Source organism: Mesorhizobium sp. M1A.F.Ca.IN.020.04.1.1 (assembly GCF_003997315.1).
Taxonomy (GTDB): domain Bacteria; phylum Pseudomonadota; class Alphaproteobacteria; order Rhizobiales; family Rhizobiaceae; genus Mesorhizobium.
The window spans coordinates 31,209-56,384 of record NZ_RZSN01000010.1 but is presented as its reverse complement, the minus strand read 5'-3'; the positions used below and the strand labels follow the sequence as shown (position 1 = coordinate 56,384).

The window sequence follows — 25,176 nt, the reverse complement described above, 5'->3', positions numbered from 1 at the left end:
CGTCATCGAACAGGACACAGTTTGCGTCACCTCGCGCCCAGGGCCCGCACCCCCACGACGCGTTTAGGGCGTCTACTTCATATCGTGCGAGCGCCTTGATATCCTAGCCTCCGCGAGATACTCGCGGCCGCATTCATGACAACAGGCGCCAGCTGAAGTTCACTTTGCTGAGTGAAATGAAAAACCGGCATCGTAACGGCAATTGCCGCCACAACTCTCCCTCTCCGGTCGTGGATGACGGCTGCGATGGCGGCGGTCTCAGGAATGAACTCGCCGACGTTCAGCGCGTATCCTCGTTCGCGCACGCAATGCAGCTCGCGTTCAAGAGCACTCCTCTCGGTGATCGTGCGGTCCGTATGACGTTCTAGGCCGAGAGCCAGAACTTCTTCCAGGGTTGACGCAGGCATCTGCGACAGCATGACTTTTCCAGTAGCTGTGCAATGCGCCGGGTTGCGGCGCCCTGGTGCAGCGACATGCTTGATCGACCCGGGACCAAGTACGTGCTCGATGTTGATAGCCTCCGTCTTGTTCCAAAGACTGAGTGAGGCCGTTTCCCTCGTGCTTTCGGCAAGTTCCTCCAGATGGGGTCGCGCCACACGGACCACGTCAAGTTCAGCAAGAAGCCTGCTCGCCAGCGCGATCAGCTCAACCCCGAGCACAAACCGTCCCGTTTCTTCGTCACGTTCGACGAATCCGTTGTGCTCAAGCGTCGACAGTGTCCTCGAAACCGCGCTCGCATGCTGTTCTAGCCGCCGCGCGATCTCATTCACTCCGATCGGCCTTTCACTCGCGCCGACGATCCTCAGCAGATTCAACGCGCGTTGAACTGTTGTAACCTCCCCAGGGGCTCGGTCACGGGCGTTCGGGGGATAATTAACAGGATCCATCGATGACTCCTCAGCTCCACTTGACAACTGTTTACACCCCTGTCACATTCCAAATGAAATTGCAACAGCGTTGCATTATTTGCAACACACGAGGTCTCTATCCCTTAGTGGCATAAGCCCGTGCTTCTCACGGCCGCACCTCCTCCTTCAACAAGACCTCCACGTTCTCGATTGGGGACTGACAATGGCGATTTCACCAGCCGACCTGCGTTTCCCTCGTTCTGGAGACACGTGTGCTTTCGATCCGGTCGCTATTTGTCATGGATACCGGCTTCGGCGTTGGCAATCCGGGCAGGTTGAGAACACAACCGCGCCAGCCCTCAATAGAGCAGTTGGCGAGTAAGGATCTGCCGAATGAGATTGAGCGAATATGCGGACCACGATGCCACCGGTTTGGCCTATCTCGTGAAGGCGGGCGAAGTGACGGGTTTGGAGCTGACCCAGTTGGCGCGGGCGGCGCATGATGAGGTCAACCCACGCATCAACGCCGTCATAGAATTCTACGACGATGCCGAGACAGTTGTTGTCGCGGACGAAGGCATCTTCGGCGGAGTACCTTTCCTCCGCAAGGATATCGGCGCTACCGAATCTGGGCGCCTTCAAGAACAGGGCAGCCGTCTCTTCAAAGGATATCGGCCCCGAACCGACAGTCACTATTTTCGCCGCGCGCGACACGCAGGGCTCCGTACAATCGGGAGAACAACATGCCCGGAGTTGGGTACCTCAGGTATGAGTGAATCCATTCTCAATGGCGTTACCGCCAATCCATGGAATTTGGAACGATCTGCAGGGGGCTCGTCATCGGGCGCCGCCGCGGCGGTCGCGTCGGGCATTACACCTATTGCACATGCCAGCGATGGGGGCGGGTCAATTCGCATTCCTGCATCCTGGTGTGGTCTTGTCGGGCTCAATCCCTCCCGCGGACGTGTTTCAGGTGGGCCGAACAACCAAGACGCATCGTTTGGTCGCACTCGCGAATTTGTTCTCTGTCGAACGGTGCGCGACATGGCCGCCGCATTAGACGTCCTTTCGGGCCCTCATCCTGGAGATCCATTTATCATTGTCCAGCCTGGCCGCCCGTATGTGGAAGAGCTATCTCGACCTACTGGTAGTCTCCGGGTCGGAGCCGCGCAGACCAAATGGGGCGGGACCGACGTTGAACCACAAATCCTTCAGGCAGTGGATACAATTGCCTCGCTTCTGGAGGATATGGGCCATCTGGTCACCGAGATCGACCCACCGTATGACCCCGGGGAGAGGACGAGGATATCGCTCGGCGCCTGCGCTCTCAATGCAAGGTCACTTGAAGAAGCAGCGCGCGGCATAGGTCGAAAGGTCGACGAGAACACCTTGGAACCTGTCAATCTCAAGCTTTATGAGTACGGCCGATGCTTTCCACCCGCCTCCATGGGAGACTTACTCGAGGACATCCGGAGATTCCGATATCGGGTCGGCGAAGCGATCGATGAATTCGATATTTTGCTGACGCCTACGATGCCAATTGTTGCCCCGCCTCATGGAGGCATTTACTGCACGACCAACCCGACGGTTTCCGCCGCGGAATTCCTGGACGCGGATGCTGCGACCGGAATCTATGGGTACATGAGTGTCTTCAATATTAGCGGGCATCCATCGGTGTCGTTGCCGTTGGTCCAAAGCGCTGATGGCTTGCCAATCGGGCTCCAAATCGTCGGCCGTTTCGGTGATGAGGCAACGTTGGTGCGTATCTCGCGCGATCTCGAAGAGGCATGCCCATGGCGACGCCGACATCCAAGCCTGCGAGCGGGGCGCAACTGACAAGCGTCTCTGGATATCTCGCTACCGATGAAGAGGTCGCCCGTCCGCCGAGTGGAGGAGCTTTCGACTGACTAGGCAAAATTGTTGGTTCTTTCAGGGTGCCAACAGTTGCACATAGGAACAATGGGATCGCTCGATGAGCTGAATCGGCCGCTGGGTGCTCGCACAAAGATGAAGCCGCGAAGCCAGTCCACATCCGCGCGAACTCGACTGCAATAGGGGCGTAGTTCTCCAATAGTCTCTTACAATTCGCTAATATAATAAGTTCTTGAATCATCTAGATTCTAGATGATGCCATATACAAACTATAATTGACCAAGGACGCTCGTCAGTTGATTGTCAGCGACAGTCGCCGCTGGCCATCAATCGGCTCCGCCAAAATAAAAAATAGAAGTGCCGGGTCACAGCCGAAAATAGGGAGGAATGCCGATGATTTCCGTCGCCGTTCTGAATACACGCGTGCTCCTGCTTGGGACCCAACGGACAGAGCGATTAGGCACTCAGGTGGAGGCCGCTCGGTGAACCAAGGAGGGGTGGCTTTGGCGGAGCCAATATCGCGCAGAACAAATGAGGCGCCTGTCTTGCAGGTGTCGGACCTGCGGATTGTTTTCAGGACCCGCGACACCGCGATCCATGCGGTTAACGGCATCAGCTTCGAACTTCGGCCCGGCGAACTGCTTGGCGTCGTAGGTGAAAGCGGCTCTGGCAAGAGCGTCACGATGATGTCGCTCATGAAGCTTCTGCCGTCGCCGCCTGCCGAAATCGTATCTGGGCGGGCGTGTCTCGGGGACCGGGATCTTTTGTCGCTCCCCCCCAGCGAAATGCGAAAGGTTCGCGGTGGCGAGGTTGGGTTCATCTTCCAGGACCCGATGACCTCGCTCAACCCGGTCTTTACAGTCGGCTACCAGTTGATGGAGCCGTTGCGCAAGCATTTCGGGCTCGGCCGGAGAGAGGCGCGAATGCGTGCCATCGAGCTTCTCTCTCGCGTAGGCATTCCCTCGCCGCAGGACAGGATAAGCGACTATCCGCACCAGTTCTCAGGCGGGATGCGCCAACGGGTGATGATCGCCATTGCTCTTGCCTGTAACCCGAAAGTGCTTATCGCGGATGAGCCAACGACCGCCCTCGACGTGACGATTCAGGCCCAGATCCTGGATCTCGTCCAGAAGTTGCGCCAGGAAATCGGCATGAGCATTATCTGGATCACTCATGATCTCGGCGTGGTAGCGGGGATCGCGGATCGAGTGATGGTGATGTATGGCGGACTTGTTGTCGAGTCTGCCGCTGTCGACGATCTCTACGCAAATCCCAGTCATCCGTACACGCGCGCGCTTCTGGAAACGTTGCCGCGGGCCGATATGTCGGGTCAGGAACGACTGAAGAGCGTTGGCGGCCAGCCGCCCCACCTCACCGTCTTTCCGACAAGCTGCCCGTTCGCGCCACGATGCCCCTACGCCTTCGACCGGTGTCGCAGCGAAAGTCCGCCGCTGATGTCTGTAAGCCAAGGTCACGATGCGGCGTGCTGGTGGGACGTAACCGAGGGGAGGGCGCGTGATGATTTCTGAGCCCAGCACACTCAAGAGAGATAAAAGGGTCAGCGACGATGACGTGCTGCTCCGTATTAGTAACCTGAGCTTGCATTTCCCGACCTATCGGGGAGTCTTCGGCCGGCAGGATGGCGGCATCCGAGCGGTGGACGGAGTGAATTTGGACGTCAGGCGCGGTCGGACGTTAGGCTTGGTCGGCGAGAGCGGCTGCGGCAAGACGACTACGGGGCGTGTTATCCTGCGCCTTTACGACCCGACCGGCGGTCGAATCGTATTTGATGGCGAAGACATCACGCACATCGGGGGCAACAAGCTGCGCCGCATGCGCGCGCGCATGCAAATGATCTTTCAGGATCCGCAGGCCTGCCTCAATCCTCGCATGACCGTGGGTTCGATCATCGCCGAACCGCTCAATGAGCACGGTGTGCTGAGAGGCACGGAAAAGGAGAGGCGAATCTGCGAGTTGCTCGATTCAGTAGGCCTCAATCCAAAATTCGCTAACCGATACCCGCACGAATTTTCAGGCGGCCAACGCCAACGTATTGGCATCGCCCGGGCGCTCGCCCTGAGTCCAGAATTCATTGTCTGCGATGAACCGATCTCCGCCTTGGATGTCTCGATTCAAGCTCAGGTGGTCAATCTCCTCAAAGACCTCCAGGAGCGGCTCTCGCTGACATACCTCTTTATCAGCCACGATCTTTCGATGGTCCGTCACCTCTGTGACGATGTCGCGGTGATGTACCTGGGCAAAGTAATGGAGCTCGCCCCGCGGGATCTCATCTACAAAAATCCAATGCATCCTTACACAAAGGCTTTGCTCTCTGCAGTCCCTGTGCCCGATCCGAGACTCGAGCGAGCGCGCCAGCGCATCGTCTTGAAGGGCGATGTACCGAGCCCGGCTGATCCTCCTTCGGGATGTCGCTTTCGCACCCGCTGCCCGGTCGCGTTCGACAGGTGTGCGGTAGAGCAACCGGCTTGGCGAAAGCTGGCTGGAGATCGCTGGGTCGCTTGCCACAGGGCCGAGTGAAGCGAGGGAGGCAAGGTCCCTCGCACGAAGTTCGCGCCAGCGAGTACGCGACCTATGAGCACGGATCTGGCGTAAGGCAACGGGCTCGACTAGCCGAGCCTGATTAGAAAAAGAGGAGAACACAGAATGTTTAGATTGAAATCGCTTCTAACCGGGGGGGTCATTGCTACCTTACTGGTAACGTCTGCGTTTGCCAAACGCGGCGCAGACGGCATCGTCAAGATCCTGAATTGGCAGGCGCCGTCGATGATGAATCCTTACCTCGCGGGAGGGGACAAAGAGGTCATTGCAGCATCGTTGGTGCTCGAGCCACTAGCCGGTTACGACGACAATGGTGTGCTTTTCCCGCGGCTGGCCGCGGAGATCCCGACCGTCGAGAACGGCGGCGTCGCCGAGGACCTCAAGTCGATCACCTGGAAGCTGAAATCGGGCCTCAAATGGTCCGACGGTTCGCCGGTCACCTCGAAGGATGTGGTTTTCACCGCCAACTACTGCATGGACCCGAAGGTTGGCTGCGCAGCACTTGCTGGGTTCCAGGGTGTCGACAAGGTCGAGGCGCTGGATGATCTGACCGTGAAAGTGACGTTTAAGGAGCCGACTGGCGTCCCCTATACTCTCTTTGTCAGCCAGTGGTCTCCGATCATCCAGGCCAACCAGTTCGCCGACTGCCTTAGCGCAAAGGCTCCGACCTGCACCGAAGCCAATTTCTATCCGATCGGCACCGGGCCGTTTGTCGTCACCAGTTTCAAGCCAAATGACGCGATTCAGCTAAAGGCCAACCCGAACTACCGCGACGCGAACAAGCCCGCTTTCGCCGAGGTCAACGTCAAAGGCGGCGGCGATGCGCTCGGGGCGGCCCGTGCCGTGCTGCAGACGGGCGAATATGACTACGCCCTGAACTTGCAGCTCGCTCCGGACGTGCTGAGCGAGATGGAGAAAGGGGACAAGGGCAAGGCTGGCTTTACCTTTGGGACGACAGTTGAGTTCCTCTTCATGAACCTGACCGATCCCTCGCCCAGCCTCCCGCCGGAGGAGCGTTCGACGGCGAAACATCCACACCCGATTCTCAGCGACGTTCGCGTGCGCAAGGCTCTGTCGATGGCTCTAGATCGCGCGAGGTTGAGCGACATCGGCTACGGCTCCATGGGCAAGCCCACCTGCGACTTCGTTCCGGCGCCGCCGATCTTCGCCGCCGGCAGTACGAGCTGCCTGCAGCAGGACATCCCGGGTGCCAAGAGGCTTCTTGACGAGGCGGGCTGGAGGCAGGGTCCTGATGGAATCCGGGGGAAGGACGGCGAAAAGCTAAAGCTCACTTTGGTGACCACGACCAACCCGGTGCGCAACCAGTTCCAGGCGATCATCAAGCAGTGGTGGCACGATATAGGCGTTGAGGTAGAATTGAGGAGCATCGACGCTTCGGTCTTTTTCGGAAGCGATCCGAGCAATCCGGAAACGTACAGTAACTTTTATGCCGACGCCCAGATGTGGGCCAACTACTTTAGCGGTTCCGATCCCGGCGCATATGCCGAGAGCTACACCTGTGGCCAGTCGCATGGAAGCAACACCCCGCGCTACTGCGACACGAACTACGACGCGCTGGTGACAGAGCTCGGAAAGACCGCTGATATCGAGAAGCGCGGCGAGATAGTCAAAAAGCTCAATACCATTTTAATGGACAGTTACGCGATCATGCCGCTGGTCTGGCGCGCTGGCGTCTCGGGGATCTCCAACACGCTGGGCGGCACTGCCAGTAACGCCTGGGATTCCGAGTTGTGGAACGCTCAGGACTGGTATCGCAACAAGTGAAATTGGCTGCGCGTTCTTGCAAGAGCGCCCGCCTTTCCATGTCCCACGCCGGCCGCGGTCACTATTGCCCCGGCCGGCAGCAATATAGGTACGGCGCATGCTCAACTATGCCATCCGACGACTGCTTATCTCGGTCCCGACCTTGTGTTTGATCAGCCTCGTGATCTTCTCACTGCTCAAAATGGCGCCTGGCGATCCGCTATCGCAGTTGCCCCCTTCTCTTCCGCCCGAAGTACGCGCGAACATGCGCGCCGCTCTTGGCATCGACGAGCCGCTGTTCGTGCAGTATCTCCTTTGGCTGAAGCAGTTCTTCGTGATCGAGCCGCTGCATGGCTTCGACGTTCTTTTCGGGACGCATTTTACGGACGGTATGCAGCGCATCATCTCCTGGCAATCACGCGGTCCGGTCTTCAGAATCATCGCCGAGCGGCTTCCGCAGACGCTGTTAGTCGTCGGCCTCGCCTATATCGTAGGCCTGCTAATTGCCCTCCCGATCGGTATTGTCTCGGCCTACAAGCAATATTCTGTGTTCGATCAGATCGGCACGTTCCTTTCAATGCTCGGCCTTGCCGTGCCGTCTTTCTTCTCGGGCGTTCTGGCGATCTTGATCTTCGCTGTGTATCTCGATTGGCTTCCCACTATCTATAACACCAATCTCATCGTCAACAGCTGGAGCAGCTTCATCGAGCAGCTTCGGCAGATGGCCATGCCAGTGATGGTGCTGGCGGTTCAGACTACAGCCTCCATCAGCCGCTATCTACGCTCGTCAATGCTCGACAATCTCAACCAGGACTACGTCCGCACGGCTCGGGCCAAGGGCATGGGCGAGAATGTCGTCGTGTTGATCCATGTGTTGCGCAATTCGATGATCCCGGTGGTCACTGTTATCGCGCTCGGGCTGCCAAGCATCTTCGCCGGCGCCATCGTCACCGAGCAGATCTTCAAGGTTAATGGAATCGGTGAACTCCTGATAACTGCCATCTACGCCAACGACGTGCCGATGGTGCAGACACTGGCCTTCATCTTCGCAGTGCTGATCGTCGTCTTCAACCTGATCGCCGATCTGTTCTACGGCTTGCTCGATCCCAGGATTCGCTATGATTGATCTGCTTAGCTACAACAAGCCGAAAGAAGTTGCCGAGGCGTTTGTTTCTCGATCGCCAACTACCGATCCCGTCGCCAGCGTTGAGTCCTTGTTGCTCGGAGCGCCGTCGCGCAATCAGTGGTGGGACGTCTGGGACCAGTTCAAGACCCACAAGGGCGCGCTCGCCGGGGCGGCCGTCTTCTTCCTGATTGTCGTTGGTGTCGTCTTCGGCCCCTTCGTTTGGCGCGTAAGCCCCACCTATATCGACTTCATGACTATGAACGCGGGACCAAGCTGGGCCCATCCGTTGGGCACCGACCAGCTTGGTCGCGATCTACTTGCGCGGATGATGACGGGCGGTCGCATATCGATCGCCGTCGGCCTGGCGGCAATGGTCATCTCTATTTTTCTTGGCACGCTTGTCGGTGTCCTTACCGGTTACTTCAAATCCCTTGATGGGCCATTGATGCGGCTCACCGAACTCTTTCTTTCATTGCCGGTTCTCCCACTGCTATTGATCGCAGTAATGCTGTTCCGTGATGCAGTGGCAAACGTTTTCGGACGCGATCTGGGGAGTTTCATCCTCATCGTGTCGATCATCGGCGTGATGAGCTGGATGGGCACGGCACGCATCGTGCGCGGCGAAGTGTTGGCCGTCAAGCAGCGCGAATTCGTAATGGCTTCGCGCAGCATCGGCACCCCGCCGCACCGGATCATTTTTCGGCATGTGCTGCCCAACGTCATGTCGCCGATCATTGTCTCGGCCACTCTCGGCATCGCCGACGCGATTATCACGGAAAGCGTGCTGTCGTTTCTTGGCTTGGGCTTTCCACCAGATTTCCCAACATGGGGGCGGCTGCTCTTTGACGGGATTGGTTACATGCAGATCTATCCGCAACTGGTGCTGTGGCCGGGTATTGCGATTTCGCTAACCGTCCTCAGCGTCGCCTATATCGGCGACGGTCTCAGAGATGCGCTCGATCCACGACTGCGGCGATGATTCAGGTTTTGACCAGAAATCATACCACCGGAACAGCTGAGGCAGTAAGAGACCTATGCCCACCATCAGAAGCAGAACTTGCGATGGCAACACGGATCCTATGACTGATCCTAAAAGCCTCCAGGCCCTCAAATGGCGCTGCATCGGACCAGCCAGAGGGGGCCGCGTTGTGGCGGTTGCGGGCGACCCCAACGAGCCGTTGGTCTTCTACTTCGGCGCATGCGCGGGTGGGGTGTGGAAGACGATTGACGGCGGCATTTATTGGCGCTGCGTGTCCGACGGCTTCTTCACGAGCGCGAGCGTCGGCGCACTTGCGGTTGCTGGCTCCGACTCCAACGTCATATATGCAGGTATGGGTGAGACGACGATCCGGGTCGACGTTTCGTACGGCGACGGCGTCTACAGGTCGACCGATGCCGGTAGCAGTTGGACTCATTTAGGGCTGAACGAGACACGCCACATCGGCAAGATCTGTATTCATCCCAACGATCCCGACGTCGTGTATGTCGCGGCGCTGGGCGACGCATTTGGGGCCAACGAGGAACGGGGCGTGTTCCGCTCCAAGGACGGCGGCAAGACCTGGCAGAAAGTCCTCTACCGGAATGCCGACGTCGGCGCAGTCGACGTCTCGATGGATCCCAACAATCCACGCATCCTCTTCGCTACGATGTGGCAGACACGGCGGAGCTTCTGGAACCTCAGTAGCGGTGGGCCGGGGAGCGGCCTCTTCCGGACGTTTGACGGCGGCGACACTTGGGAAGAACTATCCGGGCGGAACGGCCTGCCTGACGGCGTGCTCGGTAAGATTGGTGCCTCTGTTTCGAAGGTGCAGCGCGGGCGCGTCTACGCTCTCATCGAGGCGGAGGGAGACAAGATCGGGCTCTATCGCACCGACAATTACGGCGGCCGCTGGATCCAGGTGTCTCAGAACCGCGATCTAATCCACCGTCCTTGGTACTATACGCATGTCTTCGCCGACACTGGACACGCGGATACGGTCTACGTAGCCAATCAACGGATGTGGAAATCGACCGATGGCGGGGCCAGCTTTACCCAAGTGTCCACACCCCACGGCGATAACCATGATCTCTGGATTGACCCGGCCGATCCCACGCGGATGATCGAAGGCAACGATGGTGGTGCGTGTATCACCTTCAACGGCGGCAAGTCTTGGTCGTCGATCTACAATCAGAACACAGCCCAGTTTTATCGCATCGACGTCGACAGCCAGCACCCCTATCGGATCTACGCCACCCAGCAGGACAACACCTCAATTTCTGTTCCGAGCGCCTCGGAATGGGGGGTCATTACCCTGAACGACTGCACCTATCCGGGCACCGGCGAGAGTGGCTTCATCGTCGTTGATCCCGGTGATCCAGACGTAGTGTATTGCGGCGCTATAGGCTACAGCCCGGGCGGCGCAGGAGCTCTGCAACGCTACGACCACCGCACCCGGCAGGTTCGCCTCGTCAACGTCTGGCCGGAAGAGTCGACTGGTATGGCGCCGAAGAACATGCGCTACCGCTTCGCCTGGACCTTCCCGCTTGCCTTCTCGCCGCATGATCGGAATACGCTCTATGCCGGGGGTAACCACATCTTCCGCAGTCGCGACGAAGGATCGAGCTGGACCACGATCTCTCCTGATCTCAGCCTCAACGATCCGGTTCGGCAGGACTATTCGGGCGGCTTGACCCACGAAAACTTCGGCTCTGAAGTGCATGCGACGTGTGCCTCAGTCGTCGAGTCCTGGCACCGCAAGGGCGAGATTTGGGTCTCCACCGATGACGGACTCGTCCATGTGACGCGTAACGACGGGGGCCAGTGGATCAACGTCACGCCCGAAGCCATGCCCGAGCTCGCCTATGTTGGCTGCGTCGAGATCTCATCACACGACGCGGATACCGTTTATGTAGCGGTCACGCGCTACAAACTTGCCGACTATCAGCCCTATCTGTTCCGTACCAGGGACGGCGGCAGGAGTTGGCAGTCGATCGTGGGAGACTTCCCAATAGGCGAGATTACGCGGGTGGTGCGCGCGGATCCGGTGCGGCCAGGCCTGCTGTTCGTCGGCACCGAGACCGGGGTCTTCTTCAGTCTCGATGACGGAGCACACTGGGCGCGCGTGGCTGGCGGCCTGCCCGTGGTCCCGGTCTACGACCTCAAGATCAAAGGAAGCGACCTCGTCGCTGGAACCCACGGGCGCTCGCTCTGGATCCTCGACGATGTGGCGCCATTGCGCGAGTTGGCCGTCGATCAGAAGCACATGAAGCTGGTGAGCCCGCGCCCGACGATCCGAACCAAGCTCAGCTACTGGGCCGGGACGCGCACCGCCAAGGCAGGGATCAGCTACACCGAAGGCATCGCAGCCGGCAGAGAGGGTGTGGAGCTGGAGGACGGATGGCTTGATAGTCTTTATCTCGACTGCGGCGAGAATCCTCCTAATGGGGCGATCGTCTATTACTGGCTGCCCAAGGATGCTGAGGAGCTTGTCAAGCTCACCTTCCAGGACGCCGCGGGCAAGACCATCGTCGCTTTCTCGAGCGATGACCAGGACGCCCCCTTCCATAAGAAGCCGGGCACGAAAGTCGGGCTCAACCGTTTCGTTTGGGATCTCAAGCATCCGGGACCGGCGAAGCTCGATCAGTCGCTGGTGACCAGGAAGTACGAGCCTCTTGCACCGGGCGGCGACCCGAGCGGCCCGACGGTGGTCCCAGGCAGCTATAAAGTTGAGCTCCAGGCCGGCGGCAAAGTCCAGACAGTCGATTTCACTGTTGTCAAGGATCCCCGGATAGCCACGACCGAAAAGGAATTCGCGGAGCAGTTTGCGCTTTTAGAAAAGCTGTTTGATATGCTCTCTGCGCTCAATCAGGCGGTCAATCGCATCCGCCTCCTGAAGCGGCAGCTCGCGGACGCGCAGAAGCGGCTTGGAGAGAATGACGAAACGCTTAGCGAGAGGGCGCAAGCACTGGTCGGGCAACTCGAGGTGATCGAGGGAACGCTTGTCGACATCAAGCGGGAGACGCCGCAGGACGCGCGCCACCCGGCCGGCTTAAACGATACGCTGATGGGCCTCATCGACCTAGTCGAAATTGCCGACGCGGCGCCGACGCTGCAAGCGCGGCAGGTCTCAGATGAGATCATGCAGAAAGTCGACGGCCAAATCAAAAAGCTGGAGGGGCTCGTGGATCAGGTCACTCCGCTCAACGCCGCGCTCAGGAGCGCCGGCGTCGAGCTACTTGGACCGGCCAAGCCTTAGGTGTGGCGTAAGTTCAATATGGTTGAGTGAGCATTCATCCCACAAAAGGCGAGAGACATGGATTTCATTGAGCGGATCTTCGGCGTCGCCCCCGATGGGGGCGACGGCACAACCGAGATACTATACATCGCAGTCGCGGTTGCCGTCGGAGCCGTGGTGGTCGCCCGTCGCTGGCTCCGCCGACGCGCCGCAGCGCGGCGCTAGTCTTTATCTTCTAGGATCGAGATCATGGCGCCTAGAGCTGACTCGATCGATGCGCGAGTATACCTGCTTTCGCCGCCTCCCAAGACGTCCGGCCGGCTCCTGCCGGGCGTTCACTTGGGCTCTTCGCGCAGGCCAGCGGCTATCGCGACCGAGCTCAAGCTGATTTAGAATGCGGGAAACCTTCAAATACGTGATCTCGCACAACTACAGTTATATGCTCCCTTTTCGTCTAGTAGGATGTTGAAAAAGTTCAGGAAATGATAATCGCGAAAGGAATCCTAGTCGCTGAACCGACCTATAGCCGGCGGTGCATTACTGTGGCCGGATTAATAGTACGTATTGCTCAATATTTCCACACTTATCCAGCGCGCGGACGCGAACGCCATTTGGAAGCAAAGCATTACTCGATCAAGTCTTGGATAACGAAATTCAGTTCGAGCGTTCAGGTTTAGCTATGAAGGAGTTTCAGCGCGTTCTGGCTCACTCCAATGAGGCGCGGTAAGGGAGCGGAGTTCAATCTCGTCGTGCATTGAAGCTGAAGAAGCTGTTGTGGCTCATTTACTTCCTCCTGCTGAGGAATTAACCGCCTTGGCCTTCGAATTCGTCCACAGGTTCGCGGCCGAAGCTGCGCAACGTCTTGATGATACCAACGCCCAGGCGGTGGTTTCGTCCACGGTCCGAGCCGGGGACGCCCCTGGCTCCGTGGTTAGTTGCACTCTGGTCTCGCCATCGGGAGAAACGGCGCGGCAACTATGACCACTTCACATAAGGGTCGTCGAGGCCGGGGAGGGTCGCGGCGACAACCGTTGTGGCCGCTCTATCTTGTTCTTTTCATGCTGCTGCTCTCGGCGGTGGTGTTGGCCTTCGCCACCGGGCGCTATCCCGTGCCGCCGCTGATGGCGTTGCGGATCTTACTGCACCCCATCATCGGCGGCGAGGCCGACTGGACCGCGACAGTGGAGACAGTCGTTTGGGAAATCAGGCTGCCGCGCATTGCCGGCGCGCTGCTGGTCGGCGCCAGCCTAGCTGCGGCCGGGGCGACTTATCAGTGTATCTTTCGCAATCCTCTGGTTTCGCCCGCGATCCTCGGCGCTTCGCAGGGCGCGGCCTTAGGCGCCTCGCTGGCCCTGCTATTGCGCCTGTCTTGGTCGGGCATCATGGGTATGGCTGTGGCATCCGGTATCCTCGCCACGTCGGCCACCGCGCTGATCGGCCGTCATCTCGGCAGTGGCTCGATGATCACCTTGGTGCTGGCGGGCCTGGTGGTCGCCGCCGTTTTCAACGCGCTGGTTGCGGTGGTGCAATACATAGCCGACCCGCTCGACGTGCTGCCGTCGATCACCTTCTGGCTGATGGGCAGTCTAAACCGCATCGGCAATGATGATCTCGGCATCATCGGCGTTCCTGTCGCACTTATGCTCGCCCAGCTTTACGCCATCCGCTGGCACATAAACGTACTCGGCGCCGACAACGACGCGGCACGGGCGCTCGGGGTAAACGCGCCGCTGGTGAGCGGCGTTGCCATCGCCGGAGCTACCGTACTGACCGCGCTCGCTGTCAGCGTAAGCGGCATCGTTGGCTGGGTCGGGCTGGTCGTCCCCCACATCGCCCGCTTTCTGGTCGGTCCCAATTTCGACCGCCTCTTGCCGGTCAGCGCCCTGACGGGCGGCCTGTTCCTGCTTGCCATGGACACACTGGCGCGCAGCGTGGCGACGCAGGAGCTACCGCTCGGCGTCGTAACCTCGCTTGTCGGGGCGCCATTCTTCGCCATCGTGCTCGGCCGTGCCCGGAGGCATTGGTTCTGATGGCCGCGTTAGTCGCCAGCGATGTCTCCTTCACTCACGCCGGCAACGTCGCACCGACCCTGCGCGGGATTTCGATCCGGGCCGAAGCGGGCGCGGTGCTGTGCCTTCTCGGACCAAACGGGTCGGGTAAGACGACGCTCCTGCGTTGTCTCGTCGGGCTCCAGGGCGGCGGCGCCGGCATCGAGATAGACGGCCGGCCGCTGCCGAGCTTCGGTGACGGCGAGCGGGCGCGTCGCATCGCTTACGTGCCGCAGCACGGCGCGGCCGTGTTTCCCTATACGCTGGCCGACATCGCAGTTCTCGGCCGTACGCCGCATCTCGGCTCCTTCACCGTGCCGTCGCCCGATGACTGGCGCATTGCCCTCGACAGCCTAGACCGTCTTGGGATCGGGCATCTCGCCAACCATCCGTTCAATCTGTCGAGCGGCGGCGAGCGTCAGCTTGCGCTGATCGCCCGCGCAATCGCGCAGGACGCGGCGACGATCGTGCTCGACGAACCGACGGCCAGCCTCGATTTCGCCAACCAAACGCGTATCCTCGACATCATCGCGGGCTTGGCAACGCAGGGGCGCACGGTGGTATTTTCCACGCACGATCCCGACCACGCCCTGGCGGCGGCGACGCAAGCGGTTCTGCTGAAGCACGGGTTCGTGCTTGCGCAGGGAGACGTAGGCCACGTGGTCAACGATCTCACGCTGAGCGCGCTGTACGATGTGCCGGTGCGGCTGGTCTCCGTCGGCGGAAGTGACGATGGCTTCGGTCCCATGACCGTATGTTTTCCTGTCCGCCGAAACTCCCGATTGGGCAAGCTCCAAATCTGAAGGAAATTGACATGAGGCGTCGATCCCTCCTGAAAATTGCAGCCTTCTTGCTGCTCCCGTTACCCATCACCTTGGCGAAGGCGGATGCGACCGGGATCCGCACAATTACCGACATGTCGGGCCGCAGCGTCGTCGTGCCGGCCCAAGTCAAGCGAGTCGCCACCATGGGCTCCGTGCCGCCACTAAACAGTCTTCTGTTCGCCGTCGGCGCGTCGGATCGACTCGTCAGCGGTTTGCCGCCGCGATTCGGCCAGAACCCGCGCTGGACCTTTCAAAAAGTCTTCGCGCCGCAACTGGTTGACGCGCCCTTGATCGAGACGCAGAGCCGTGAACCGGACCTGGAGGCGATCATCGCGCTGCAGCCGGATGTCATCCTGACGACCTATCCAGCCATGGCGGATGCGGTGGCGCGCGTTGGCGTGCCTGCGGTCGTCATTGAATGGCAGGAGCCCGATGACGTGAAGGCGGCGATGGAACTCATCGGCGGCCTTCTCGGCAAGGAGAAGGAAGCAGCCGCCTATGTCGACTACTTCGACCGAACTCTGGCGCGGGTCTCGGCGATTTCGCAATCCCTTGCGGCCACCGAGAAGCCGCGCGTGCTCTATTTCGAGCCGGAGACGATCAGCCAGCCGCATCTCATCGCGGAGTGGTGGATCCAGCAGGCCGGCGGCGTCAGCGTCTCCGACGACGGACGCAGCCAAGAAGTGCTATCCTTCAACATCGAGCAGGTGCTGGCCTGGAACCCCGATATAATCTTGGTCCCCCAACTGAAAAATGTCGAGAAGGTCTTCGGCAACCCGCTGCTAAAGGACGTTCGCGCGGTGGTGACCCGGCGCGTCTTTCCGCTTCCTGTAGTCGCGCATACATGGGGCAATCGCACGGCGGAGCAGCCGCTGACCGTGCTGTGGGCGGCAAGGACGATCAACCCGGAGGTTTTTGGTGCGATCGACCTAAAGGCCGAAGTGGAGCGCTTCTACGTTACTATCTTCGCCCATCCGCTCGACGATGAGATCGTCGCGGCCATTCTGGATCCAACGACCGAGCCACCCCACTAAGCGGTTGGAAACGAGCTGGTTAGCTCAGACCGTATGTTCTCGGCGTGAATGTGGCCTCCCTGGTCGGCCGGGAAGAATACGGAAGCCGCTGATATCGTATAGGAATAGTCTACTTTTTAGGCTTCCGAATTGCAGGTAAAGGCCAGTTTGTGGATAGTTTTCTTGCAATTCCAGTTTGCGATTTCGCCGCCTGGCGTAGCGTGATTCACTGCTTTCATCGCAGTGAATCGGGAGCCAGGCGATGGGCAGACCACGCGAGCGGCGCGAGACTGGAGAACAGGGATCTTTTCCGCGCTCGCCTTGATGATGGCGGGGCTCCATATCCTCAAGCACACCTTCAACCTGTCGGACGAGGCGCTGTGCGCACGCTGGATCGAGAACTCGTATTTCCAGTATTTGTGCGGCGAGGAGTTCTTCCGCCATGACCTGCCGTTCGACCGCTCGTCGATGACGCGCTGGCGCAGCCGCATGGGCGAGGAGCGGATCGTCGCGCTTTTGCAGGAAAGTCTCAGTATTGCGGTCAAGAGCGGGGCGATGAAGTCGCAGTACACGCGCCAAGTGATCGTGGACACGACCGTGCAGCCGAAGAACGTGATGTTCCCGACCGACGCCAAGCTCATCCACCGGGCCCGCGAACGGCTGGTGCGGCTGGCCAAACGGGCGGGGCTGGATTTGCGCCAGACCTATGTGCGGGTCGGCAAGCTGGCGCTGATCAAGCACCAGCGCTATGCGCACGCCAAGCAGTTCAAGCGGGCCAGTAAGGCGCTGCGCAGGCTCAAGACCTATCTCGGCCGGACCGTCCGCGACATCTCCCGCCAGATCGCCGGCGATGCGGAACTGGACGCGCTCTTCAAATGGTCGCTCTACCAGGCCTTCACCGTTCTCGAGCAGCGTCAGCGCCAGCGCGTCCGCAAAATCTACAGCCTGCATGCGCACGAGGTGGAATGCATCGGTAAGGGCAAGGCGCATGCGCCCTACGAGTTCGGGGTGAAGGTGTCGGTGGCCACCACGCTGAAGCGCTCAAATGGTGGCCAGTTCGCCCTGCATGCAAAAGCGCTGCCCGGCAATCCCTATGACGGCCACACGCTCGCAGCGATCATCCCTGACATGGAAAAGACCATCGGCAACGAGATCAGCCGCGTTCTCGCCGACGCCGGCTTTCGCGGCCACAACGCACCGGAGAGCCACAAGTTCAGGGTCTTCACCGCTGGTCAGAAGCGCCGCGTGACACCGGCCATCAAGCGCCAGATGCGGCGGCGATCGGCCGTCGAGCCGGTGATCGGCCACATCAAGAACGAACGCAGAATGGGCCGCAATTTACCTCGCTCACACCCAAGGCGGTGCGATCAACGCCATCCTGGCCGCAGCCGGTTACAACTTCTCCCTCCTGCTCAGGTGGCTGAAGCAATTTTTGTGGCTCTTGATCGCCGCGTTCCTGAACCGGCCGAAGCAGCTTGCCGCTTAGCGATCAAGATTGTTCACAGTCGACTACCTGCGCCGTGAGATGAGATCGGGGCTTGCTTCGGAGTGGCCGAAGCCGAGCCCGTCAAAAGCCGGACAGGGATTCGCTAAGTCCCGGACAGTCGTTTCAGTAAGTCGCGGCCAGTCTAGCAGCAAACCAAGAAACGCAAGCCACGCCGCTTGGCGACGTTCATCGACCACGCTTTCAGCCATGGTCATTTCGTCACGCGCGTCAGCAACACTTGGGCGGCTTAATAAAGCAATGTTCGCATCATGCCGTCTCCGCATAGCGAGACGCGCCCCACGCGGCGACTTTCGTCCGATTCATTGAGGGCCGGCGTCAGTCCCAGAACCGGCCCCGCCGCCTTGGACTTGTGGAGGCGGGCCGGAATATCGATGGCGCTGGTGAAGGCCAGCGCAGTGATGGGGCCGACACGGGGATATTTGTAAGCGGTTGCAGGTCGTATCCTCCTTGGTGATCGTCAGTACTTTCGGTGCAAACGAGAGAATCCTCACGCAGCTTCCGCCGAGCGGCAAGCAATTGTGCCATGATCTCGAGATCGGGCATTCCTGCGACGAGAATACGCTCCTCAATTTCACAAAACCGACCTTGAGGCCGAAGTTGCGTAGAAGATCACGGATGTCGTTCTCCAGGGCGAATCGCCTTCCCATGCAGAAGCTTGCGGGCAGTCAACAGTGCCCGCCGCTTCTGGCTCGTGAGCGTCTTCACATGCACCGGGCGGTACAGGTTGACCCGCATCACCTGCGCGATGCCGCGTGCGTCATTACGATCCGTCTTGTTTGGCTGCGCCTTCAGGAACGCTTTCACATGGCGCGTCAGGACGATCGGGTTCCGTCCCGCTCCCGGACGATCGCCATCGCGGCAAGACGAAGATCGTGAGGCTCGACCCGCACGAGTTCATCCGTCGCCTTCTCCTGCGTACACTGTCCGACGGTTTGCATCGCATCCGCCGCGCGCGGGATGCCTTGTTCGGTTTCAACATTCACTCGTGTTACTATTCTTGGCGTCGTGGTTAGCAAGCAATTCACCGCGGACCGAATGTGTGGCGGAGCAGGAATTATCCTTCATCGATCGCTGTGCCTTAGCTGCATCTCGCCGCCAGATGACGACGATATAAAAACTGCATTTGACGCAAGCCGCTAGGACGGTTGAATGTCTGGCTGAACCAAAGCACGTTAAGCGACAGCTTCGAACATCGGTCTGAGGCGCACCCGATGCTTAAGCGACCCACAACATGGCAAATCATTGAGGTGAGATATGGCGCCTATGTGCTCAGGTATTCCTCTGACGGGTGTGCCGTTCCCGAGATCCGAGTACGAGCGCAGACGGCTCAACGTGCTGGAGGCAGTGGCGAACGCCGGGCTAGACGCACTTGTAGTGACTGCCCATGGCCATCTTCGGTATCTCAGTGGATACGATGGCAGCGGTGGATACTTCGCACCGTTTCCTTTGATCATGGTGCCCGGTCGATCGCCAACATTTGTGGTACGACAGTATGACGAGCAAGCGGTTCGGTCGTATAGTTGTATTGAAGAGCTAGTTACCTATACCCACCAGCAAGATTTGGGGAAAGTGTGTGCCGACGTCCTCCGTCGGTATGGCTTGCAACGCAAGAGGATCGGTTTTGAGCTGGGCTGCTGGAACCTCGCACCGGCCGACCTCAGTGCGCTTCAGGCGCAGCTTCCCGATTTAAAGATCTCTGATGCGAGTCGGCTGGTTTCTTCGGTGGCGGCGGTGAAGGGCGAGCTAGAACTCGAGTGCATGCGAGAGGCAATGCGCATGACTGACCTGGCAGTGCGAACCTTCCAAAGCTCGCTACGGGAGGGTGTTACCGAACTGGAGATGGCAGCGGCAATGGCGGCGGCCATCAGCGGAGCGGCCGCCAACACTGGCGGGGAAGTTGGACTTTCTCCCGGTACCATTTTGTTCGGGGAGCGGACGAAGTTGCCGCATGGTCCCCCGTCTCAGCATCCAATTAGTAATAACGAGCCGGCTTTTCTGGAAATCGGCGCATCAAAACACGGATATACCGTTGGGATGGTCCGGTGCGCTGTGCTTGGCCGACATCCTGAGGCTGAGTCTCTACACACCTTGGCCGAGGAAGTCATTGACGCCCTCGTTGCCGCGGTTAAGCCGGGCACTTCCGCGGCGGCAGTCGACGCTGCCGGCCGTCAGGTGCTGAAGCGATCTGGGAGAAAGGGAGTCTTTCGCCAACGAACCGGATACCAAACCGGCATCAACTGGACTGAACGCGGTGATCTGAGCTTGGAGCCGGGCGCGGAGGATATCCTGAAGTCTGGCATGACCTTGCACATGCCAAATATATTGTGCAGCGAAAACGGCTATTTATTCGGGGCTGGCACTCACGTCCTAGTGACAGAGCGTGGTGCGGAACTACTGAGCCAAATACCACCCACGCTCTATCGCGCATAACAACTCGGAAAAGACGAAGGCTCCTATGACTGGGCGGAACAGGGCTGAGCGCGTGCCGTCGATTGCGAATTCGGTCAGCAGAGCGGCTGGTCCGGCACAAGGCCTGAAGCATCGTTTGAAGGACTTTAGTACGTGGGATCGCTAACCCAACGCTCTCTGGGGATTCTAAGCCTTGAATATGGCCTCCTGCCTGGAGCTATTTCATCGATGCCTGATCCCGGCTCCATATTGAATCCGGCTACCTACGAGTTTCCGATCATCACGGAGACTGTAGAGGGAGCTTGGGCGGATATCGTTATCCGCGGCGATCCAGCCCTTGAGCCAGCCTGCATAGCAGCTGCCAAGAGCTTAGTTGAACGGGGTGCGATCGTAGTAAGCGCGGACTACGGCTTCTTTATCCGGCACCAGGGGGCGGTTGCTGTGGCGATCAAGGTCCATGTGGCGCTATCGAGCCTGCTCCTGGTGCCGACGCTGCTCCGGGAGTTGCCTGGCGCTGCTAAGCTCGCCGTTGTGACTGCCGACTCGACCAATTGCGGCGAAGATTGGGTCGACTATCCGGCCGATCTGGGGAGGGTGGTTATCGGCGGCATCGAAGGTGGCAAGTTGCTGCGAAACGAGTTGGTGCGGCCCCCAATCCCCACCGAAGTCGCGGATATCGAGAAAGAGGTTAGTGCCTGCATCTCTCGACTCCGTGCAGCGCATCCTGCGATCGCTGCGATCTTGTTCGAATGCACGGCGTTCCCGGTGGTAACGCCGGCGATCACCGTAGCACAGGGCTGCCCATCTACGACATCACGGAACTATGTCGACTGACGCTCGCGTCCGTCTCTTGAAAAATGCTCCAAAAAACCAACAGGCTGAACAATGAGCGAAGCATCACATCTTACGTTTGATCTCGATACGCCTGGCGTGAGCAGGGGGCATCTCGTTGTGCCTGGAGGTGTCGACTGCGGAGAGCTTTCGCTCCCGGTCTTCAGTCTCAATAAAGGGCAGGGACCACGCCTTCTTGTCACCGGCGGAAATCACGGTAATGAACTGGAGGGGCCACTTGTCGCGCGACGGCTTATCGACTGGCTGCCAGAAGCGCAAACCTGTGGAAGGGTCATCGTCCTACCGGTGCTCAATCCATTGGCCGTGGAGGCATGGAGCCGCAATACTCCGCTCGACGGGTTGAATCTCAATCGCGTGTTTCCGGGCCGCGCCGACGGGTCAGTGACACAACGAATCGCGGATGCGGTTTCGCGCGTATTGTTGCCAATGGCCGACACTGTATTTGATTTGCACAGCTTCGGACCAACGTGGGATTTTCCACCGGCGGCCACGACGCACCCCATTGCCGATCTCGATCTTATGGCCAGGACGGTGAGAATGGCGGAAGCGTTTAAATTGCCCTTGTCATTGGTCTGGGATTACAACGACACGGCTGGAATGTTCGATATCCTGGCCCAGGAGCAGGGCAAGGTTTTTGTGTGCGCTGAATTCGGCGGCGGCACGGTCGGCGCGGATAATCTCGCCATCTACGAGGCTGGAGTACGCAACGCGCTCATCGCGCTCGGGTTGGTCGAGGGTAAAGCCGAGTATCCAACGTTCCGTCAACAGAAGTCCGGCCAAACGCTCGAAACGCATCCGTCCGACGAGTTGAAATCGCCTGCACCGGGCATCTTCGAACCTCGCTGCTCGGTGTTGGATGAAGTGAAGGAGGGAGATCTCATAGGCATCCTGCATCCGATGGATTCGCTGTCCGCTGAGTCCATTGACATCCGGGCGCCTGGAACATCCATCGTCTTCGCCATACGATCGGGCGCGCATGTCGACGCCAACGAAGGAGTAGCGCTCGTGGCGCGATCGCTCAAACTCTGACAGTCGGATGCGCATCGAACTCCCGCTGGACCGCACCAGCAGGAAAAGGAGATAAGATGCTGGTGCCTTCCAGAGTAATTAGCATCCCGTTGAAGAAGCCCAACTGTGCGCGCGACGAAGGCTGCTTCGTCGCGTAATGACCTCTCGAAGACGGCGTGCACTACACCCTGTGGCAATAATCGCCAGGACGCCGAGCCCGCTCGACCGCCTGACGCTGGAGGTGGCCGCCGCCCGCCTAAGCCCGGGCGATGCGCACCGAGCTGGAGGTGGGCATGTCTGCTGTACCATGTCATTCGTCTCGTGTTGCCTAATGGCGGCCATCTCGGCCGCGTCATGTCCGCGATCGAGCTCTGCCGGACTCCGGCGCTTGGCGGTCATCGAGGCCTGTGAGGACTGCGCACATCCCCGCGTCTGCTATAACTGCTGCCGGCTCCCAGTGTCAGAGCGCAACGCGCGGACGGTGGCTCACCGGCCGTCGGCCGATCTGCTGCCGTTAGCGTACTTCCAAGTCGATTTACGGTGCCGACCGAAGTCGCCGATATTGCCTTTCAAAATAAGGCAGTGTCTATGCCATTCTGTGCGACGGCGTCGCCGCAGCGTTCAAGTTCCATCGCCGCCGAGCCGCTACCCCTCCTAAGCCCTTAGCTGGCGGCCACCCTTCTTCTTGCCCATCCATTCCTCTCCGGCCCGTTCCTGTGGCTGTTCCTCAGGCGGCCCATGCGACTGCGCTTCCCCGGCACGCTCGATGGACTCGGTCAGGCTCACGCCTTGATGAGCGCGATTCCTCATGCTTCGTGACAAAGCTAGACCTTCTATACCAAGCCGCCGTTCGGCTCGCCCGAGCAGGTTCTCGTCTATACTCGGCCGTATACCCACGGGGTCGCCATCGCAACAGTCGCCTAGTCAGGCGCCGACGAGACAAGCGTAACCTTCCGCTGGCGCGATTATCATCACGGCAACGCGCCCTGGTTGACGTTGCTCGATCCGAGCGAGTTCATCCGGTCGCGTCCGCTGCATTGCCCGCGACGGCTTCCACCGCATCCGCCACTATGGCTTGTCTCGCCAATGGATGCCGCCGGACCAACTCGCAATCATCCGGTGACCCATGGTGGCGATCAAGCTTGCTCCGACCGCCGCAGCCGGCGAGATCATCAGGCCGCTCACGCGCTTTGACCGCACCGTCTGTCCATCCTGTGCGGAATTCTGCGCATCAATGCAATCCGACGGCGCAATGGGCACCGGGTAGTCACGACCTCAGCGGAGATCTCATCAAGACAGGATGTCACGCAGCATCGATCGCAGCAGCGTCGCGGCATCAGCGTCGGACGCGATGACCCCCATATGATCATCTTCCCCGTGACTACTCGGACAGCCATCTCGGTCCTAGATGACGCCGATATACAAACTGCATTTGACGGGAGGCGCTAGGCGATTGATTTTGATGGAGGTGCTAAGCGCAAGCATACGGCGCGGAAATTGAGTTCACGCACCGACGGCTAGGAAATCCATGGTGAACCACACGGAAGGGACTAATCTGGCGATAGCAGCGGCATGCGGTCGCGTTGGATTTAATTCCGTCAACGATAGGCCACGACCCAGCAGCATGGGGGTTGAGGAATTCGCTTACATGCTTGAAGCGAAGCCTCGCTCTTATATTAACCTTGGCAATGGCCCGACATTTCATTGCACAACCCGGCGTATGACATCAACGACGAATCCCTGCCCGATAGCATCGGCTATTGGGTGAGCCTGGTTGAGACTACGCTGGCGGCCCGAGATTAAGGTCGAAGTGCAAAACACTAAAGGAATCCTGCCCAGGGGCGGGACAATGAGGGAGAACAAAAAATGATGTCGATAAACCGCAGACGTTTCATCCACGGGGCATCCGCTATCGCAGCAGGTGCGATGTCTTACCAACCCCGCCGCGCCGCAGCCCAATCGGCGGGCGAAGTGATAGCCATGCTCAATGGTGGCGACTACGCAAAGGCCTGTATGGAAGCCTATGTAAGGCCATTCGAAGCCGAGACGGGAATCAAAGTGACCCCGATTACCGATGAATTTTCTATGGCCAAATTTGAGCTAGAGGTGTCGAACAATAACGTTTCGGTTGATGTAGTTCCCATAGGCCCAGGCCTAACTTTGCAGGCTTCGCGAAAGGGCTACCTCGAAGAAATCGATTACTCCATCTATAAAAGAGACGAGTTGGACGCGATGCTAGACTTCGCCAAGTCTCCGCACAGTGTCGGGTCGATCGTTTACGCATTATGCATGGTCTACAACATCGAGAAATTCCCAGCTAACAAACCGCGGCCGGCTACTTGGGCAGAGTTTTGGGATGTCGTGAAGTATCCCGGAGTTCGCACGTTGCCAACCGGAGAGTACGGAGAATACGGCCCTTGGGAAGAAGCTCTTCTGGCGGACGGTTTGCCTGCTGACGCCCTCTATCCTTTGGATATCGATCGAGCTTTCGCAAGCCTCGACAAGATCAAACCGCATATCCGCAAATGGTTCGCTACAGGGTCCGAGATCCAACAGATGCTGCACGATAAGGTTGTCGACTTGGCGGAGTCCTACGATGGCCGGGCCGTTGCATTGATCGACCAAGGCGCGCAGGTTGAGATCAATCGAAACCAGCAAAAGATGACCTGGGAAAGCTGGGCAATCCCCAAGGATAGCCCGAATCCCGAGAACGCACAGAGATTCATTGAATTCATAACCCGCGCTGACAGGCAGGCAGCCTTTGTACAGCTCATGCCATACGGCCCAACCAACCGAAATGCGTTCAAACTGTTACCAGAAGCTGTCGCACGTAAATTCGCTAGCCATCCCGATTACTCGGCGTCCACCATAACAATGGACTCCAAGTGGTACAGTGAGGTGGGATCAGACGGCAAGACCAACAACGACAAAATTATCCAACGTTGGAACGAGTGGATTCTTCAGTGATCCCCGATCAGAGTATGTTGTGAAGGTGGCGAGGAACGAGTCCGTCGCCTTCCCACCTCTTAACTCTCGATGGAGCCGCTTCGTCCGGCGCTCTTCTTTGCGGTTGGGAGCTTGTTCGCTTAAAGCTACGTCCCGGCAGTATTAAAGGATCACTTGTGACCTTGC

At 59.1% G+C, this 25,176-nt stretch carries 16 protein-coding genes and 3 pseudogenes; 17 read left to right on the top strand and 2 right to left on the bottom strand.

What is annotated here, in order from left to right:
* Positions 1–77: 77 nt before the first annotated feature.
* A complete protein-coding gene (locus EOA49_RS04310; protein ID WP_127239370.1) occupies positions 78–887 on the bottom strand; it encodes an IclR family transcriptional regulator in 810 nt (269 codons plus the stop codon).
* A 354-nt stretch (positions 888–1,241) separates the two neighbouring features.
* On the opposite strand from EOA49_RS04310, the gene EOA49_RS04305 reads away from it, so the two are divergent.
* The 12 genes and pseudogenes from EOA49_RS04305 (at position 1,242) to EOA49_RS04255 (ending at position 17,754) form a co-directional block, all read left to right on the top strand.
* Positions 1,242–2,684, top strand: a complete 1,443-nt coding sequence (locus EOA49_RS04305) for an amidase (RefSeq protein ID WP_127239369.1) — start codon at positions 1,242–1,244, stop codon at positions 2,682–2,684.
* A 587-nt stretch (positions 2,685–3,271) separates the two neighbouring features.
* Positions 3,272–4,249: an ABC transporter ATP-binding protein gene (locus EOA49_RS04300; RefSeq protein ID WP_348626858.1), complete on the top strand. Its 978-nt coding sequence runs from the start codon at positions 3,272–3,274 to the stop codon at positions 4,247–4,249.
* Positions 4,239–5,258: an ABC transporter ATP-binding protein gene (locus EOA49_RS04295; RefSeq protein ID WP_127239368.1), complete on the top strand. Its 1,020-nt coding sequence runs from the start codon at positions 4,239–4,241 to the stop codon at positions 5,256–5,258. Before EOA49_RS04300 ends, EOA49_RS04295 begins: the two co-directional genes overlap by 11 nt.
* Positions 5,259–5,384: 126 nt before the next feature.
* Positions 5,385–7,064: a peptide ABC transporter substrate-binding protein gene (locus EOA49_RS04290; protein ID WP_127239367.1), complete on the top strand. Its 1,680-nt coding sequence runs from the start codon at positions 5,385–5,387 to the stop codon at positions 7,062–7,064.
* Positions 7,065–7,161: 97 nt separating this feature from the next.
* Entirely contained in the window at positions 7,162–8,169 is a 1,008-nt protein-coding gene (locus EOA49_RS04285) for an ABC transporter permease (RefSeq protein WP_127239366.1), read from the top strand.
* A complete protein-coding gene (locus EOA49_RS04280; RefSeq protein WP_127239365.1) occupies positions 8,162–9,148 on the top strand; it encodes an ABC transporter permease in 987 nt (328 codons plus the stop codon). The genes EOA49_RS04285 and EOA49_RS04280 overlap by 8 nt, the downstream gene beginning before the upstream one ends.
* 169 nt (positions 9,149–9,317) lie before the next feature.
* Positions 9,318–12,404: a hypothetical protein gene (locus tag EOA49_RS04275; RefSeq protein ID WP_206520143.1), complete on the top strand. Its 3,087-nt coding sequence runs from the start codon at positions 9,318–9,320 to the stop codon at positions 12,402–12,404.
* Between the two features lie 57 nt (positions 12,405–12,461).
* The gene (locus EOA49_RS32530) at positions 12,462–12,608 is read left to right on the top strand and encodes a hypothetical protein (RefSeq protein WP_164746627.1); all 147 of its coding nucleotides are present in this window, start codon (positions 12,462–12,464) and stop codon (positions 12,606–12,608) included.
* Positions 12,609–13,441: 833 nt separating this feature from the next.
* The gene (locus EOA49_RS04270; RefSeq protein WP_206520141.1) at positions 13,442–14,413 is read left to right on the top strand and encodes an iron ABC transporter permease; all 972 of its coding nucleotides are present in this window, start codon (positions 13,442–13,444) and stop codon (positions 14,411–14,413) included.
* The gene (locus EOA49_RS04265; RefSeq protein ID WP_127239362.1) at positions 14,413–15,234 is read left to right on the top strand and encodes an ABC transporter ATP-binding protein; all 822 of its coding nucleotides are present in this window, start codon (positions 14,413–14,415) and stop codon (positions 15,232–15,234) included. Before EOA49_RS04270 ends, EOA49_RS04265 begins: the two co-directional genes overlap by 1 nt.
* Positions 15,186–16,289 carry an ABC transporter substrate-binding protein gene (locus EOA49_RS04260; protein ID WP_127239361.1) on the top strand — a complete coding sequence of 368 codons (1,104 nt, stop codon included), beginning with the start codon at positions 15,186–15,188 and terminating at the stop codon, positions 16,287–16,289. The genes EOA49_RS04265 and EOA49_RS04260 overlap by 49 nt, the downstream gene beginning before the upstream one ends.
* 241 nt (positions 16,290–16,530) lie before the next feature.
* Positions 16,531–17,754, top strand: a pseudogene (locus EOA49_RS04255) (IS5 family transposase).
* A gap of 214 nt (positions 17,755–17,968) precedes the next feature.
* Here the strand turns inward: EOA49_RS04255 and EOA49_RS04250 are convergent.
* Positions 17,969–18,588 (bottom strand): annotated as a pseudogene (locus EOA49_RS04250) (transposase); the annotation flags it as partial.
* A 29-nt stretch (positions 18,589–18,617) separates the two neighbouring features.
* On the opposite strand from EOA49_RS04250, the pseudogene EOA49_RS33320 reads away from it, so the two are divergent.
* The 5 genes and pseudogenes from EOA49_RS33320 to EOA49_RS04230 form a co-directional block, all read left to right on the top strand.
* Positions 18,618–18,722, top strand: a pseudogene (locus tag EOA49_RS33320) (transposase); the annotation flags it as partial.
* 307 nt (positions 18,723–19,029) lie between these two features.
* Positions 19,030–20,205, top strand: coding sequence for a Xaa-Pro peptidase family protein (locus tag EOA49_RS04245; protein ID WP_127239360.1), 1,176 nt, complete (start codon positions 19,030–19,032; stop codon positions 20,203–20,205).
* Positions 20,206–20,412: 207 nt separating this feature from the next.
* A complete protein-coding gene (locus EOA49_RS33015; RefSeq protein WP_245460517.1) occupies positions 20,413–21,018 on the top strand; it encodes a hypothetical protein in 606 nt (201 codons plus the stop codon).
* Positions 21,019–21,069: 51 nt separating this feature from the next.
* The gene (locus EOA49_RS04235) at positions 21,070–22,065 is read left to right on the top strand and encodes a succinylglutamate desuccinylase/aspartoacylase family protein (protein WP_127239359.1); all 996 of its coding nucleotides are present in this window, start codon (positions 21,070–21,072) and stop codon (positions 22,063–22,065) included.
* 1,845 nt (positions 22,066–23,910) lie between these two features.
* Entirely contained in the window at positions 23,911–25,011 is a 1,101-nt protein-coding gene (locus EOA49_RS04230) for an ABC transporter substrate-binding protein (RefSeq protein ID WP_348626856.1), read from the top strand.
* Positions 25,012–25,176 lie beyond the last annotated feature (165 nt).